This is a genomic window from Paenibacillus sp. 4624, from assembly GCF_050435065.1.
GTDB classification, from domain to species: Bacteria; Bacillota; Bacilli; order Paenibacillales; family Paenibacillaceae; genus Paenibacillus; species Paenibacillus amylolyticus_D.
The window spans coordinates 1-14,588 of the sequence record NZ_JBNDJR010000002.1 but is presented as its reverse complement, the minus strand read 5'-3'; the positions used below and the strand labels follow the sequence as shown (position 1 = coordinate 14,588).

Here is a 14,588-nt window from a genome sequence, read left to right as displayed (position 1 = left end):
AATCCCTCCGTTAACTCCATACTTCCTCTGCAATTTCCTTAACGTAACGAAGTTTGCGCCATTGTTGTTCTTCTGTTAAAATATTGCCTTCTTCGGTGGAAGAAAAGCCGCATTGCGGGCTCAAACAAAGCTGATCAAGAGGAACAAAGGTTGCCGCTTCTGCAATCCTGGCTTTGATCTGTTCTTTATTTTCTAATTCGCCGTTTTTCGATGTGATTAAACCAAGCACGATTTTCAAATCTGTTCGATTCACATATTTTAATGGCTCGAAACTACCTGAGCGCTCATCGTCAAATTCTAAAAATAACCCATCTACATTTAAGCCTCCAAAAATAACTTCAGAAGCATAATCGTAACCACCCGTTGAGAAATAGTTGGATTTATAGTTCCCCCGACAAATATGCATCGTCACAACTAAATCTGCCGGTTTATGAGCCAAGGTTTCATTAATCATACGCTGCATCGTTTTCAACTCTTCCGCCGGTTCCAAACCTTTAGCGCGCAGTTTATCATGACCAGCCTCTGAAAATAGGTCTGCCCAAGCTGTATCGTCTAATTGCAGATAACGACATCCTGCATCATAGAAGGCTTGAATGGCCTTTTGATAGGCCGCAATCGTATCCTGAAGGAATCGCTCCCGATCCGTATAGCTGTTGGCGCCGTTTTCCAATCGATAAAGAAGCATATTCGGACTTGGAATGGTTTGTTTTGCGACAGCGTCACCTGCATGTTTTTTCACGAATTTAAAGTGCTCCACAAAGGGATGCTTAGAAAAATCGACTTTGTCTACAACCCGAATTCCACCCTTGCGAGTCTGCATGTTATGGAACTGAGGTCCATCAATTTCCTCATACAGCTCTACGCCATCCAAGCCGCCCAGAAAATCAAAATGCCACCAGCTTCTGCGGAATTCACCATCCGTAATAGCGAGTACGCCATTTTCTTTTTGTTTCTCAATCAATCGGATAATCTCTTGATCCTCGACATCCCTTAGTTCCCCATATGTAATCGTGCCAGCTTTATATTGTTCACGTGCCTGACTCAAGTTCGCAGGACGTAGGAAGCTTCCAACATGATCGTTACGAAATGGTATCATAGAAAAATCTCCTTCTAACTTTTAGTTTCCTGAGTATAGCACGATCAAAATGATTACCCGTAATATGAAAAAAGCATGACTGGTCATAGCTTTTAGCAATAACAAAAAGCCCTCAATAAGCAAAAAATCCACAACCTCATCGGGTAGTGGATTTATAGAATGGAGCGACGTTATTTGATGATTATAGCTGCTTAATGATGCCTTCCAGCTCATCAACCAAGCCTTTTGCACGTTCAAAATCGGTATTTTTCAAAGCCAATTCAATCTGCATTTCAACAGCCTTTTTATTTTGTTCATTTTGCAAATAGTCTTTATTGAAATGGCTGGCGTAAATCATCTGTCTGAACTTGCGCATACTCATTTTTCTGATCGTCTTATTCTCAATGATGAGTACATAATCCATACCGTTGACGACCGAATAGAAATCATGCGAAACCATAAGAATCGCGCCTTGATATTCTTCGATGGCTCTCTCCAGTGCAATCTGCGAATAGATATCCAGATGGCTTGTCGGTTCGTCAAGAAGCAACAGGTCAGCTTGCACCCCGGCAGCTTTAGCCAGTTGAAGCATGTTTTTTTCGCCGCCGGACAGTGATTCGATCTTTTGATCCAGGATTTCGCCTTCAAAGCCGTAGTTCACAAGATAGGCCCGGATCTCATCATACGTTTCGAACCCGGCATCGATGAATTCGTGGAGGATCGTATTCGAATCTTTGAGCGTTTCGCCTTGAAGCTGTGATAGATAAGCCACGTTGATATCGTCATTGATTTCAATAGATGGCTGATTATTTTTGAAAATATCCCGGAGCAACGTTGTTTTTCCGGTACCATTGGGGCCGATGATGGCCACTTTATCTGTCGATTTGATCTCGAAGTTCACATCTTGCAGAACTAGCTCGTCAAAGGAAACACTATAGTTATTGACCTTGATAGCGATGCTGTCTTCGACTTGATGATCCAGACCAAACTGAATATTCGGCTGCTTAATATCCACAAACGGCGCTTTGATTCTACGCGCTTCCAAGCGTTCTTGAAATTTCACTCTCGCTTTTAATGCTCTTCCTCTGGAAGCTTCCGAATTAATCGTTGCGATTGCTCTGAGATTTTCGATAACACCGTCGTATCTTTCGATCTCTTCCGCTTCAGCAACTGCGATTTCCTGCAGTTCAATCTTCGTCTGAAGCAAGGAGAAGTTGTACTCGATATATCGTCCATCGAATTCCTGGAGTTCCATGTTTTCAAGATGGATGATTTTGTTGAAACAATGATTCAACAGATAACGGTTATGCGTAACGACCAGTAGCATGCCTTTATGGGAATTAATCAATTTTTTAAGCGCATTGAGATTTTCGAAATCCAGAAATACATCCGGCTCATCCATGATCATCAGATCCGGACTGTGTAGCATTTCCTTCATCACTTGAATAAGCTTGAATTCCCCGCCGCTTAAGGACGATATGCTTGCATCCTTTAGCTTCAAGAGGTTGGCCAGGTTCAACTGTTTATGAATGATGTTTTCATAATCATCTCCACCCATGGCCTCCAGTGCGTCCAAAGCCAATTGGACTTTTTCCAGCAACGAATCCATATCCGATGTGTTGGCCATTTCCGCATACATCGCTGTGATTTCATCCTGAAGCTTGATAAACTCTTCTCCGATATATTCAAAAACGGTCATTTCTGTCGTTGGGTCTACCTGTGAGAACTGACTCATATACCCGATGGTGCAATCAGGATCGATCTCCAGCTTTCCCTCGAACAGATGCTTTTCCGGGTCCATCAGGATTTCAATCAACGTACTTTTGCCACTACCACTTGTGCCGATAAAAGCGCAGTGTTGGCCCTCTTCGAGGGTAAATGAAATGTCTTTGTAGAGTTCTTTTTGTGGAAAAGAAAAGGATAGATTTTGGACTTTGATCATGGTGTTACCTTTCTTGGTATCTAAAATAGTGTGATTATTTTGTGGGATTGTTGCAAAACGTAAATTCGAATAAGCCTGAGGTTGTCGATTCTCAGCGTAACACTGATTGGCGGCAAGTACAATTGATTTGTATTACTAGGCCTGAACCAAAGTTTGGCTATGTTGATTAGGTATTCTGTGATACGATTCTCCGTGCTATCTGGAGTAACAAGTTTAGGGTCATCCTTTGTCGAAAGGCCCTTTCGCCTTGCTCAACGACGTACCTTAGGAAATCATTCTTTAATTGACCGATATCCATATCACATCCTGCGTATACTCTGGCATTCCATAATATATTTCAAATTGAGGACCCTCAAGAAAAGTTTGTTTTGTTATCAGGAGGTATATACAAATGAAAAGAGCACTTATTAATCTAATTTCAGCTCTATTATTTAATTTACTTTTGGCCATCTGCTCTTATGTACCGCTAGAGAAAAGACTTCCTAATTCGTCCTATTCATCATTTAGTGACACTTACTTATTGTTTTTCTTATACAGCTTTCCTTTATATTTTGTATTAGGATACATTTGTTCTGTTGTATTTGATAAATTAAAGATGCAAACAAGAGGAGTACAATTCTACTTAGGCTTAGTTATTACTTATGCCTTGGCAATATGTATTTCATTTGCTTCTATTATTATTTTCCTCAACAATGAGATAGACAACAAACTAGTTGTACTATTGTTTTGTTTCTTAGGTGCAGTGTTACATGGAGTTGTCTCCGCCATTTTTAGATTCAAAAATCGGTAAAAATACAAACTTAGGGTGTTTTTCTTTTCAAGAGCTTTACGGCTCCGATATTATCTGTGTTAGTGGTACATTTCTCTGGTTGTCTGTAACAGCACGTTTAGGGCCATCCTTTGTCGGATGGCCCTTTCGTTATACGTTATTATGGACGACTGAATAGCTTCATAAGTTTGATGTAAATCGGATGGACCATAAGACCTGTCGGGCTTACGGAGTATCTTTTTCCCGTATCCAAGCGGCGAATATGTTCCATTTCCTCTGCATTCAACTCAAAGTCGAATAGATCACTGTTCTCTCGTATTCTTAGAGGATTTGATGATTTCGGGATCGCAATAATGCCCCGCTCCATATGCCAGCGCAAAATGACTTGTGCCACTGATTTCTTATGATGACTAGCGATTGCAAGCAGTTCGGGGTGCTCCAGCAGTTCTTTGCTCCCCTGTCCTAGTGGGCCCCATGCCTCGTGCAGAATCTGATTTTTTACCATATAATCATGTAATTCGCGCTGCTGGAACTCCGGGTGTGTTTCGATTTGATTCACCATCGGCAAAATCCGGGCATGTTTCTTCAGATGCTCCAGATGTTCTATCTCGAAATTAGCTACACCTATGATTTTGATCCGGCCTTCATCGTATAACTCTTCCATCGCTTTCCAGGCGTCTACATAATGGGCACCGGCAAAATGAATTAAATACATATCAAGATAGGTTACGTTCAGTCTTTGGCAAGTTTGCTCGAATGATTTTCTCGTCGCATGATATCCGAGATCTGTCGTCCATACTTTTGAGGTAATAAAGAACTCCTCTCGAGGAATGTCACTTTTTTGTACGACTCGCCCTAGCGCTGCTTCATTCCCATAAATTTTCGCTGTATCGAAATGGCGATACCCGTATCGAATCGCCTCTTCAACCGTTTTTTCGAAAGATTCCCCCTGCTTAATCTTATATAAGCCGAATCCGAGTTGCGGAATCTCGACTCCGTTTGATGCTTGCATTGTACGTTTCATCAAAGATCGTCCCTTTCATTGGTTCGGGATCGTGATTCCGTGGCTGGCTCCTCACATTGTTCAAATAGCTTATCAATTTCACTCGCCAAGTTTTTCAACGACTTCAGCTTGCTTCCGGCGTCCAGCCGATAAAAGTTACGAGTTCCTTCTTTGTGAACGCTGATAATCTGCGCTTCTTTCAGTATTTTCAGATGGTGCGATACAGCAGGCCGGGAGAGGTGTGTTTGTAATCTGATCTCACCCACACGCATTCCCGTTTTCTGCGGCCCTTGAATCAAAGCCATTAAGATCGCCTGCCGAGTCTCGTCTCCAATTGCATTCAGTACCTTCTGGTTGTTCTTAAATTCGGTCGCGATTGTATTCAAAAATTGCTGTTCGACGGGAATCTCCCCTTTTCGTTGAACCGTTTAATTCTTTTGACGGATATAAGATACCACGATCTCATACACAGCAGTACATCGGGAAAGAAATCCAAGAACAACATTTTTCCAATTACTTTTTCAGTTATAAGGGGTTTCTCAAAAAAATTGCCAATACTTGGGGGGGGGTGCGCTTCACCATGTTGTCTAGGGGCTCGCTTTATAGGCTAGGCATAGTGAAATTCCATCTACTAAATAAATACCAGTGTAGATCAAATAGGCCATATTTTGAAAATTAAATGTGTTAAACTTAAATAAGCATTGCCTATCTATCCTAAAGGATGCTACATAACTGAATGCAGGCCGTTTATACAACAAATATAGTTAGAAAGGAACCGCCATGAATCGCTCTCTCAAGCAACCGATGAAATCCATTTTCGTACCTGTGATTCCCGGTGGAATCATGACGATTCTTATATTTTATTTGGATTACTTTCACTTCGAACTTGTTGAAAAGTTTTTATTGTTCGCGGCATTCCTCATCGTACCTCTTGTCATTTTGCTTTTGAGATATGATGCAAAGAATACACAGCAACGAGTGGTTTATGTTCTTATGCAATGGTTTCAATATCCGGCAGCGCTTCTTACCCTATTTTCCGTCATGAGCAATAAGATGTGGGGATTCGAAGGCACGGCAATACCAGGCATGCTCTCCCTAGGCTGGCTACTGTTCACACTACTGCTTGGTGTCTATGGCTTGACCACGATTGTGATTGCTAAAGGAAAAGCAGCGGAAATAGCGATTGGTGCGGGACTTGTTTACTTTTTTATCGGGGGCATGTGGTTTACGTTATATCAATATCAAGTGGAGCTCTTCAATGCTAATGTGGCGACACACGCGTTAAGCTCGGTTCACTTTCATTTCTCATCTGCGATCGTTCCGATTTTCATTGGTGCACTGGGACGGATTATGGCAAAAAAAAGCTGGTATCCCTGGGTCGTTGCCATCGATATTATCGGACCGCTATTGATTGCTTTTGGTATGATTTTCTCCAAGCCGATCGAGTACGTTGGTGTCGCTTTATTCGCATGTAATATTGTGGTTTATACTGCTTATCTCCTGGCTTACTTGAGGAAAAATGCTTTTAATATGAAGGTATCCTTCTTCTTAGGCCTTTCTAGCCTAGCCTTTTACACGGTTGTTGTCATTTCCATCTTCTATCCGTTACTGAAAAATATGTACTCCTTAACCATACTCGACTTTATTCCTATTTACGGAGCTCTACACGCATTTGGTTTTGTTTTATGTGGACTGATTGGTTGGGTGTACATGGTAGACTCTAACCAGGGGAAAAAGATTGGCAAGGAGAATAGATGGGTTGGTACATCTTTATGAATTGGGTGAAAGTGGTTTTAGGCTAGCCCATCAGCTTCATAGGAGTAGTTTAGTCAGGTTCGTGCTATAATAGTGATCACATAAATAACATTCATCATTTGCCGAGATGGCGATGATTAAGGAGATTGAATTTTGACGAACAACCATGAAATTGGAGCAGTTAACGAGCTACCAGAAAACTTTGAAGAGCTCAAACGGGCGGCTAATCGGACGTCAAGCTGGAGAGACAGACTGAATGCGGTGAACGAATTGGGGAACTGGGATACAGAACCTACCATTAAGTTGCTGCAGAATGTTTTGAAAAATGATCAAGTGTTTCAAGTGCGCGAAGCCGCATATCTCAAGCTTAAGCAGTTGGATGAAGATGTACAGATGCCTGCCAAAAACAAAGGCGAGCTGTTTAAAGGTACCAACAAAATTTTGCTGCGGATCAAAAAAAGCCTTCCCGAAGGTCACACATTTGAGGAATTTAAGGAAAAATTGCAAAAGACACGTCTGGATATCTATGATACTTACGAGGGCGACAAAGATGCTGAGTTCGACTCCTGGCTTCATGGAATTTGGGAGACACTAAGCAGAAGATAGCCTCCGATCACCGGTATGAATAGCCGAGTGCGAAATAATAGCCGAGTAAAAAAGCCACTTCAAACGTTGGAGTGGCTTCTCTGTTTTTTCAGGGTCATCTCCATCAGATCAATGTCACCAGAGCAGCTGTTCATAAAACATCCATCTTCCTGTCTCTCCCATTACATTTATTTTCTAGTATAATAACGGGATACAACAATAATTTTAAAATGAGTCTGCCTTCAGCTTGTAAGGAACGCTTACGAGTTATATAAGGTAGGAAGAAGGAGAGCTGTTATGGAATATCATGTATCCATACATGGGAGTGATCAAGGAAAAGGAACAGCGGATCAACCCCTTCGTACCATATCACGCGCCGCGGCTCATGCCCTGGCTGGTGATACAGTTATCGTTCATGCGGGAGTATACAGAGAGTGGGTTAACCCGGCGAACGGAGGAACCGAAGAGCATCGAATCGTCTATCGATCCGCAGGAGACGGCGAAGTCGTCATTACAGGAGCTGAACGGATTACTAACTGGAAGTCCGAAGGAGAGAACGTTTGGAGTACCGAAGTGCTGAATTCTATCTTTTCCGTTCGTAATCCCTTTGAGGTAGAGCTTAGTGGAGACTGGTTGTTTGACGGGCCCTTCCCGATTCATCTTGGCGACGTCTACTTGGATGGGAAATCATTGTATGAATGCGATAGTATTGAAAGCGTTAACAATCCTGAGTTATGGCCTGATGCGAAGTATCCCAAGGATTCACTGTTGAAATGGTATGCGAAAGTGGGCTCTACAACAACAAAAATCTGGGCTAATTTTGGCGGAAAAGACCCTCGTAAGGAAAATGTAGAAATTAATGTACGTCCTTATTGCTTCTGGCCTGAGAAACCAGGACTCAATTATATCACCGTAAGTGGGTTTACACTTCGTCAAGCCTCTCCTCAATGGGCACCGCCTACCGACTACCAGGAAGGTTTGATTGGACCCCACTGGAGCAAGGGCTGGATTATTGAGAACAATATAATCAGTGAATCCAAATGTGTTGGTATTAGCCTGGGTACCGAAATCGGCACAGGTCATTCCAACTCTTTGGAAAAGCGTAGTAAAGGCGGGACTCAACGGGAGCAGGAAGTTATTTTACGCGCATTACGCTCCGGCTGGCATAAAGATCACATCGGCAGTCACATCGTTCGAGGGAATGTAATTCATGATTGTGAGCAGGCAGGTATTGTCGGTCATATGGGAGCAGCCTTCAGCCACATATACCAGAACCGCATCTACAACATTCATCACAAACGGCTCAGACATGGTGCCGAAGTCGCGGGAATTAAACTGCATGCTGCACTAGACACTCAAATTAACGAAAATACGATCTATAGCTGTTACCGTGCGCTTTGGCTTGACTGGCAGGCACAAGGAACTCGGATCAGCCGCAATGTATTTTTTGATAACATTTCAGAAGACCTCTTCGTTGAGGTGTGCCATGGCCCGTATATGGTCGACCATAATCTGTTCCTCTCACCTATGAATTTCAGAAATATGGCCCAAGGCGGAGCATTTGCTCATAATTTATTTGCAGGCCGATTTGTCGTCCGATCCGAAATCACGCGTATCACGCCATATCACTTCCCTCATGAGACGGCCATGGCGGGATACTCCAATATCACTGGAGGAGATGACAGGTACTACAACAATATCTTTTTAGGTGATAACGATGCCGACGCCGATAAGGAACCTGTTCCAATCACCTTTTTTGAGCATCTCCCCCTTAAACCAAGGGATGCCGTTGGGGAGGACGGGAAGACGGTCATGGATGGTGTGCCGGACAATTCCATTTGTTATCTGCATGCTGTGGGACTTGGTGGCTATGACAAACACCCGAATGTCAAAGATAAAAAGTGGTGGGAATACACCAAAGAAGAGCTTATGAAGCTTGGCGATGCCGCGAAGGATTTCTTTATAGGAAACGCCGTTCTACCAGTAGCTATGGGTGGAAATGTATATCTCAACCATGCCGTTCCAAGTCGTCACGAATCCGATGCGAAGATACACACACAGAAGGCTATAAACATTAAGGTTGATCCTTCGCTAGGCAAGGTGCATATTCAGATCAATGAGCCCGAATTGCTTCGGGGCACCTCTGCCATGGCGATTACCACCGACCTGCTCGGAAAGACATATCACGCCGATATGAAGTACGAGGAACCCGACAGCACTCCATATCGCTTTGACTCCGACTTTTTCGGAACAAAGAGACCCGATGCAGATGTTACACCAGGTCCGTTTGAATTAAGCGAGAAGGGTAATGTTGAGCTTGAGATTTAGTTTGTTATTGAGGGTCCAGTCAATTTAGGTGACTGGATCTTTTTTTATATGTTCCACTACTAAAATTAGAAACGTCCGTAGTGAGGTGATCTGTAATTTCATAATAAAAATCTTCTGGTTTTCAAATAACAACTAAATACAAATCTTCTCGTTATCCTCAACTTTCTCAGTTACATCAACAACACCAATTTGTTTTCTTGTTCCTTCATAAATGCTTAGCTTATATCGTTAGTTTAAAAATTCATAAACTCTTTATTTTATTTATATCAGCTCCCAGATCTATACTCAACGTACCAGACATACCTTGTGAGGAAGAAATGTTTACAAAGTAGTCTCCAGTTGACCAGACCTTGTCGTTAAAGAAGTTATGCTCCTTTCCATCCGCTGGAATAGTTCCGGACATCTTCATTGTTCCTGCTGCAGATCCTAGGTTAATGGTGAAAGTAAATGGCTTAGAACCTGTGCTTTTAAACTTCACCTTTACATAACCATATCCATCCGGCATATCAAATTGTTTCATAGTTGAAGTGCCAGCAAGGTCTTCATTGCTAATTACTGTTAATGTGGGTAAAGAAGTATTAATGGACTCATTTGGTGTTTCCGATTCTGTATTTGAATGAGTAGTAGTCATGTACAGGAGAATAAGGATTCCCATGGTAATCAGAACCGTCAATAATATTTTTGTGTTATTTTTCATAGTAAAAGCCTCCAAATTTTGTATCTTATTCTGATTTATAAACTATATATTAATGTAAACTAATTAAAGTTGAAGTACTATCATCCATTTTACCCTACTTGTGGTACGACCCTTCCGTAATATAACTAAACACAACGTTCAGTCTGACCACAAAATATACATATCAATATAAACACAAACCCACTCCTTGGGTGGAGTAGGTTTGTGTTCATACCTTTTCCTTTATGGAACTATCATTCCGCTACATAAAGGGGAGTAGCATTTCTAACATACTTCATTCCAACTCTAAGACTGATTCGCCACTAATTATCGTACCGTTATTCTTACCTTCACAAATTTCCTTCATCGATCCTGGTTTATCGAAGTTAAACACATGCATGGGCAGATTGTAGTCTCTTGCTAAAATGAAAGCTGATTGATCCATTACCTTTAAGTTTTGTTTTAATACATCGTTGTAATGAAGTGAGCGAAATTTCCTTGCATCTTTATCCAATTTAGGGTCTGCATTAAGAACACCATCAACACCTTGCTTTGCAACTAATAAAGCATCACAATTAACCTCGATGGCTCTTTGTACTGAAGGATAGTCTGTTGTAACGTAAGGTTGACCATTCCCCCCTGCAAAAATTACAATATAGCCTTTTTCTAGATGGTGGACTGCTCTTAGACGAATGTATGGTTCTGCAACTGAAGTAATAGGTATTGCCGTCATTACTCGTACTTCCTTTTGGGTCTTGGCCTTAAGAACTCCACGAAGCATTAAACTATTTACTACAGTCGCAAGTGTCCCAATATTATCAGCTTCTGCCCTTTCTATCCCCCAGCTTTCCGCCATATTACCTCTGAAAATGTTGCCCCCACCTATAACCAACGATACTTCAACGCCCAAGTTTACAACTGACATAATTTCATCTGCAATATGATCTAACATCTCTGGCTCAAAACCAAATTCAGAGTTTCCTGCTACTGCTCCACCACTTAGCTTAACGAGAATTCTTTTGTACCTTGACAATTCTTACACCCCCATAAAATAAAAACACTAAAGCAATAAATGCTTTAGTGTTCTAATGGAATGGAAATATGAAATTACGCAAGTCGACTGAATGTAAGTCTTCTGTTTCCACCTCATACTCCCACTCCTTCCATGTTTTTTCCATCAAATAATTTTACATTACGTAAAGGCAGATTGCAATTACCCTATTTTTTCGGGGGGCATCAAATAATATTTTCTTTAATGACTGGCACAGTGAAAAAATAAGCTGAAAAGTGAGTATTGGGAACGAGTGGCTGCTTAGAATTTTTCGCCGTTACTTGTAGTATGGTTCACCGTATCATCTATACAGCGAAATGAAGAACGCCCTAATCGGGCGTCCTTCGTAATTGAAATATAGGCTTAAAACGGCGAGTTTCATTCAGAGAATCGACACTATACTAGCTAAACGAACCCAACAACGTCTTCAACTGTGGATTAAGCTCCAACATATTCAAGATGATCTGCAAGGCTTCTGCACGTGTGGCATTGTTCTTGGGATCGAATATTCCATTCCCTTTACCGCTAACAATACCTGCTTGCGCTGCTGCTATAATCTCGCTAGCTGCATAAGCACCATTCAAATCATTGAAGTTGCCTTTTATGGTATCTTTCGTCACGTTATTTAGGTCTACGATACGAGACAGCATGACCACCATTTCTTCTCGTGTAATCGTCTGATTCGGCTTGAACGTACCGTCCGTGTAGCCATGAATTACCCCTGCCGCGACTAGGTTCTCAACCGCTTCTTTTGCCCAGTGATGATCGATGTCCTTCAAAACAACATTCGTATTGTTGCCCGCTTGGATATTAAACACGCGATTCAGCATCGCGGTAAACTCCGCGCGGGTGATCGGATTGTTTGGCCTAACCGTACCATCGTCATAGCCATTAATCAGTTTCAATTGGACGAAGATATCGATTGTTTTTTTAGCCCAGTGCCCTTGCGTGTCAGTAAAATCAATTGTAGCGTTTGCTTCCTTCGCTTCCGCTACTTTGGATTCAATCGTCTTTACTAAATTGGTTTCATTAACAATGTTACTGTTAAATACATCAACCGTAGGCTCTGGAGAACCTGGTGTCGGTGCTGAATCAGGTGCCGGAGTAGGTATCGATGGTGTCGGTAACCGATCGGGTGCCAGAGTAGGTGTCGATGGCGTCGGTAACCGATCGGGTGCCGGAGTAGGTGTCGATGGCGTCACGGCATTAGAGGTGTCGGAAGCTACGCTTCTGCCCGCACTATTGACAGCTTGCACCGTAAACGTATACGTCACTCCATTGGATAGCCCGGTTACCGCGATTGGGCTGCCCGCTCCTGTTACGGTAATATTTCCTGGCATAGCTGTAACCTCGTAGTAAGTGATGTTGCTTCCGCCATTGGCCGGGGGAGTGAAGCTTACCGCTGCTTGTCTATCGCCAGCTATTGCGGCTACGCCCGTTGGAGCCGATGGAACCGTTCGCGGCGTTGCGCTCACTTCATTGGAAGAAGTGCTGTCCCCTCCCGGGTTCGTCGCTTGGATGACAAAATAGTACGTTGTGCCGTTCGTTAACCCCATTACATCATAGCCGTATACCGAACCTGTTACCGAAGCTTCCTCTGATCTATAAGCACCGGGGGTTGTGCTTTTGAATATTTTGTACCCTGTGGAACCGATCACCGCATCCCACGTTAGACTTATTCGAGCATCTCCCGGTGTAGCTGGCCCCAGTACCGGTACTCCAGGCGCCGGGACTTGCGGTGTTGCGCTCACTTCATCAGAAGCTGCGCTTATTCCGGATGGATTCACTGCTTTCACGACAAAATAATAGGTTGTCCCATTGGTTAATCCGGTGGCATCATACGTTAATCCGGTCACTGTAGCGACTGCATCTCCATAAGTGCCGGAAGCTGTCCTCTGATACACGGCGTAGCTGACGGATCCATACACTTCGCTCCAAGTCAAGCGTACGTGACTGTCTCCCGTTGTAGCAGACTCCACTCTCGGTTCAGCTACTCCAGGCCAGGGGAGTATTACAGACTGGCTCGCAATTTGTGCCATTCCGCTCGCATCGAAGGCGAGCTGCGCTCCCGTCGCCTGCGTAGCATTCGTTGCGCCAAGGTCGGTAAAGGTTACAACACCCGCGCTCGCTGTTGCCGTCGCTGTTCCCGTCAGCGTCCACGTTCCCGTATCCTTCTTCGATACCGTCACGATGGTGCTATTGTCGCTCACGCTCGTATTGCCGTAAGCATCCGTAAGCGTCACGACCGGCTGCTGCGCGAACATACCTCCGTTACTGGCTGGTGCCGTAACATCGGTGGTCAACACCATCGTAGCCGTACTTCCCGCTACTGGCGTGATACTCAGCGTATTCGCCCCCGGCGTTGCCACGTCTGCCACGCTCAAGCCGATAGGTTGCTCCGCAGCCTTGTTCAGCTTCAGATTCGCCGTGGCTCCCCCGTTCGCAAACGTAACACTGACCGTGTTCGGTGACGCGGTCAAGTCCGTCCCGTTAAAGCTGCCATACGAACCGTTCGGCGCTTGCACGTAGCCGGATATCGTCACATCATGCGCTCCGCTGAACGTCGTATCCGTAGTCCCCAGCTCGTCCTTCACGGTCAGCGTGATCGCATCATCCACACCGGCTCCGGGAGTAGGCGTGGATGCGGACGCGCTGACTGTTTGCGCTGGCATTGGAGCCGCCAGCTTCCGGACCATATAGTTCGAATAATCCGCTACATACACATTCTCGATGCTGTCTACAGCCACTCCACGCGGGTAGTTCAATTGGGCCGACGTCGCTGCTACCCCGTCTCCTGTATAGCCAGCAGTACCCGTGCCCGCCAACGTGCTGATCTTCCCCGCTGGATCTACTTTCCGAATTCGCTGGTTACCATAATCTGCTATATATACATTTCCGCTACTGTCTACAGTTACTCCAATCGGGAAGAAAAACTTTGCTGACGTCGCCGCTCCCCCGTCTCCTGAATAGCCGGCTGTACCCGTGCCCGCAAAGGTGCTGATTTTCCCCTCTTTATCTACTTTCCGAATTCCATTGTTGCCAGAATCCGCTATATACACATTCCCGCTACTGTCTACGGCCACTCCAGTCGGGCTGTTCAATTGGGCCAACGTCGCCGCTCCCCCGTCTCCTGAATATCCACTAATACCGTTACCCGCCAACGTGCTGATTTCCCCTGTCGGATCTACTTTCCGAATTCGCTGGTTACCATAATCCGCTATATATACATTCCCGCTGCCGTCTACGGCCACTCCATACGGGTTTTTCAATTGGGTCGAGGTCGCCGCTACTCCGTCTCCTGAATAGCCGCTAATACCGTTACCCGCCAACGTGCTGATTTCCCCTGTCGGATCTACTTTCCGAATTCGCTGGTTACCATAATCCGCTATATATACATTCCCGCT

11 protein-coding genes are annotated in these 14,588 nt (G+C 44.0%); 4 read left to right on the top strand and 7 right to left on the bottom strand.

The genetic code is table 11. The features are described 5' to 3' along the window. Positions 1-10: 10 nt before the first annotated feature. Both ABIE27_RS04525 and ABIE27_RS04520 read right to left on the bottom strand, forming a co-directional pair. Entirely contained in the window at positions 11-1,096 is a 1,086-nt protein-coding gene (locus ABIE27_RS04525; protein ID WP_429349989.1) for a 5-methyltetrahydropteroyltriglutamate--homocysteine S-methyltransferase, read from the bottom strand. 181 nt (positions 1,097-1,277) lie between these two features. After that, positions 1,278-3,017: an ABC-F family ATP-binding cassette domain-containing protein gene (locus ABIE27_RS04520; RefSeq protein ID WP_123063824.1), complete on the bottom strand. Its 1,740-nt coding sequence runs from the start codon at positions 3,015-3,017 to the stop codon at positions 1,278-1,280. A gap of 391 nt (positions 3,018-3,408) precedes the next feature. Between ABIE27_RS04520 and ABIE27_RS04515 the strand changes: the two genes are divergently transcribed. Beyond that, the gene (locus tag ABIE27_RS04515) at positions 3,409-3,807 is read left to right on the top strand and encodes a hypothetical protein (RefSeq protein ID WP_123063823.1); all 399 of its coding nucleotides are present in this window, start codon (positions 3,409-3,411) and stop codon (positions 3,805-3,807) included. A gap of 139 nt (positions 3,808-3,946) precedes the next feature. On the opposite strand, the gene ABIE27_RS04510 is transcribed toward ABIE27_RS04515, so the two are convergent. After that, complete coding sequence (locus ABIE27_RS04510; protein WP_123063822.1) at positions 3,947-4,810, bottom strand: aldo/keto reductase; 864 nt, start codon at positions 4,808-4,810, stop codon at positions 3,947-3,949. Beyond that, positions 4,810-5,196 (bottom strand): ArsR/SmtB family transcription factor, encoded by a 387-nt coding sequence (locus ABIE27_RS04505; protein WP_240036789.1) that lies wholly within the window; start codon positions 5,194-5,196, stop codon positions 4,810-4,812. Before ABIE27_RS04505 ends, ABIE27_RS04510 begins: the two co-directional genes overlap by 1 nt. Before the next feature lie 373 nt (positions 5,197-5,569). Between ABIE27_RS04505 and ABIE27_RS04500 the strand changes: the two genes are divergently transcribed. From ABIE27_RS04500 to ABIE27_RS04490, 3 genes are all read left to right on the top strand, one after another. Then, positions 5,570-6,565 carry a YndJ family transporter gene (locus tag ABIE27_RS04500; RefSeq protein ID WP_123063820.1) on the top strand — a complete coding sequence of 332 codons (996 nt, stop codon included), beginning with the start codon at positions 5,570-5,572 and terminating at the stop codon, positions 6,563-6,565. A 132-nt stretch (positions 6,566-6,697) separates the two neighbouring features. After that, on the top strand, positions 6,698-7,150 hold the full coding sequence (locus tag ABIE27_RS04495) for a HEAT repeat domain-containing protein (RefSeq protein ID WP_123063819.1): 453 nt from the start codon (positions 6,698-6,700) through the stop codon (positions 7,148-7,150). 276 nt (positions 7,151-7,426) lie between these two features. Continuing rightward, the gene (locus tag ABIE27_RS04490; RefSeq protein WP_429349988.1) at positions 7,427-9,457 is read left to right on the top strand and encodes a right-handed parallel beta-helix repeat-containing protein; all 2,031 of its coding nucleotides are present in this window, start codon (positions 7,427-7,429) and stop codon (positions 9,455-9,457) included. A gap of 241 nt (positions 9,458-9,698) precedes the next feature. On the opposite strand, the gene ABIE27_RS04485 is transcribed toward ABIE27_RS04490, so the two are convergent. From ABIE27_RS04485 to ABIE27_RS04475, 3 genes are all read right to left on the bottom strand, one after another. After that, a complete protein-coding gene (locus tag ABIE27_RS04485) occupies positions 9,699-10,154 on the bottom strand; it encodes a hypothetical protein (protein WP_123063817.1) in 456 nt (151 codons plus the stop codon). Between the two features lie 274 nt (positions 10,155-10,428). Further along, positions 10,429-11,166, bottom strand: coding sequence for a UMP kinase (gene pyrH / locus ABIE27_RS04480; RefSeq protein ID WP_123063816.1), 738 nt, complete (start codon positions 11,164-11,166; stop codon positions 10,429-10,431). A gap of 419 nt (positions 11,167-11,585) precedes the next feature. After that, on the bottom strand, positions 11,586-14,588 hold a 3,003-nt coding region (locus ABIE27_RS04475; RefSeq protein ID WP_429349987.1), incomplete at its 5' end, for an S-layer homology domain-containing protein.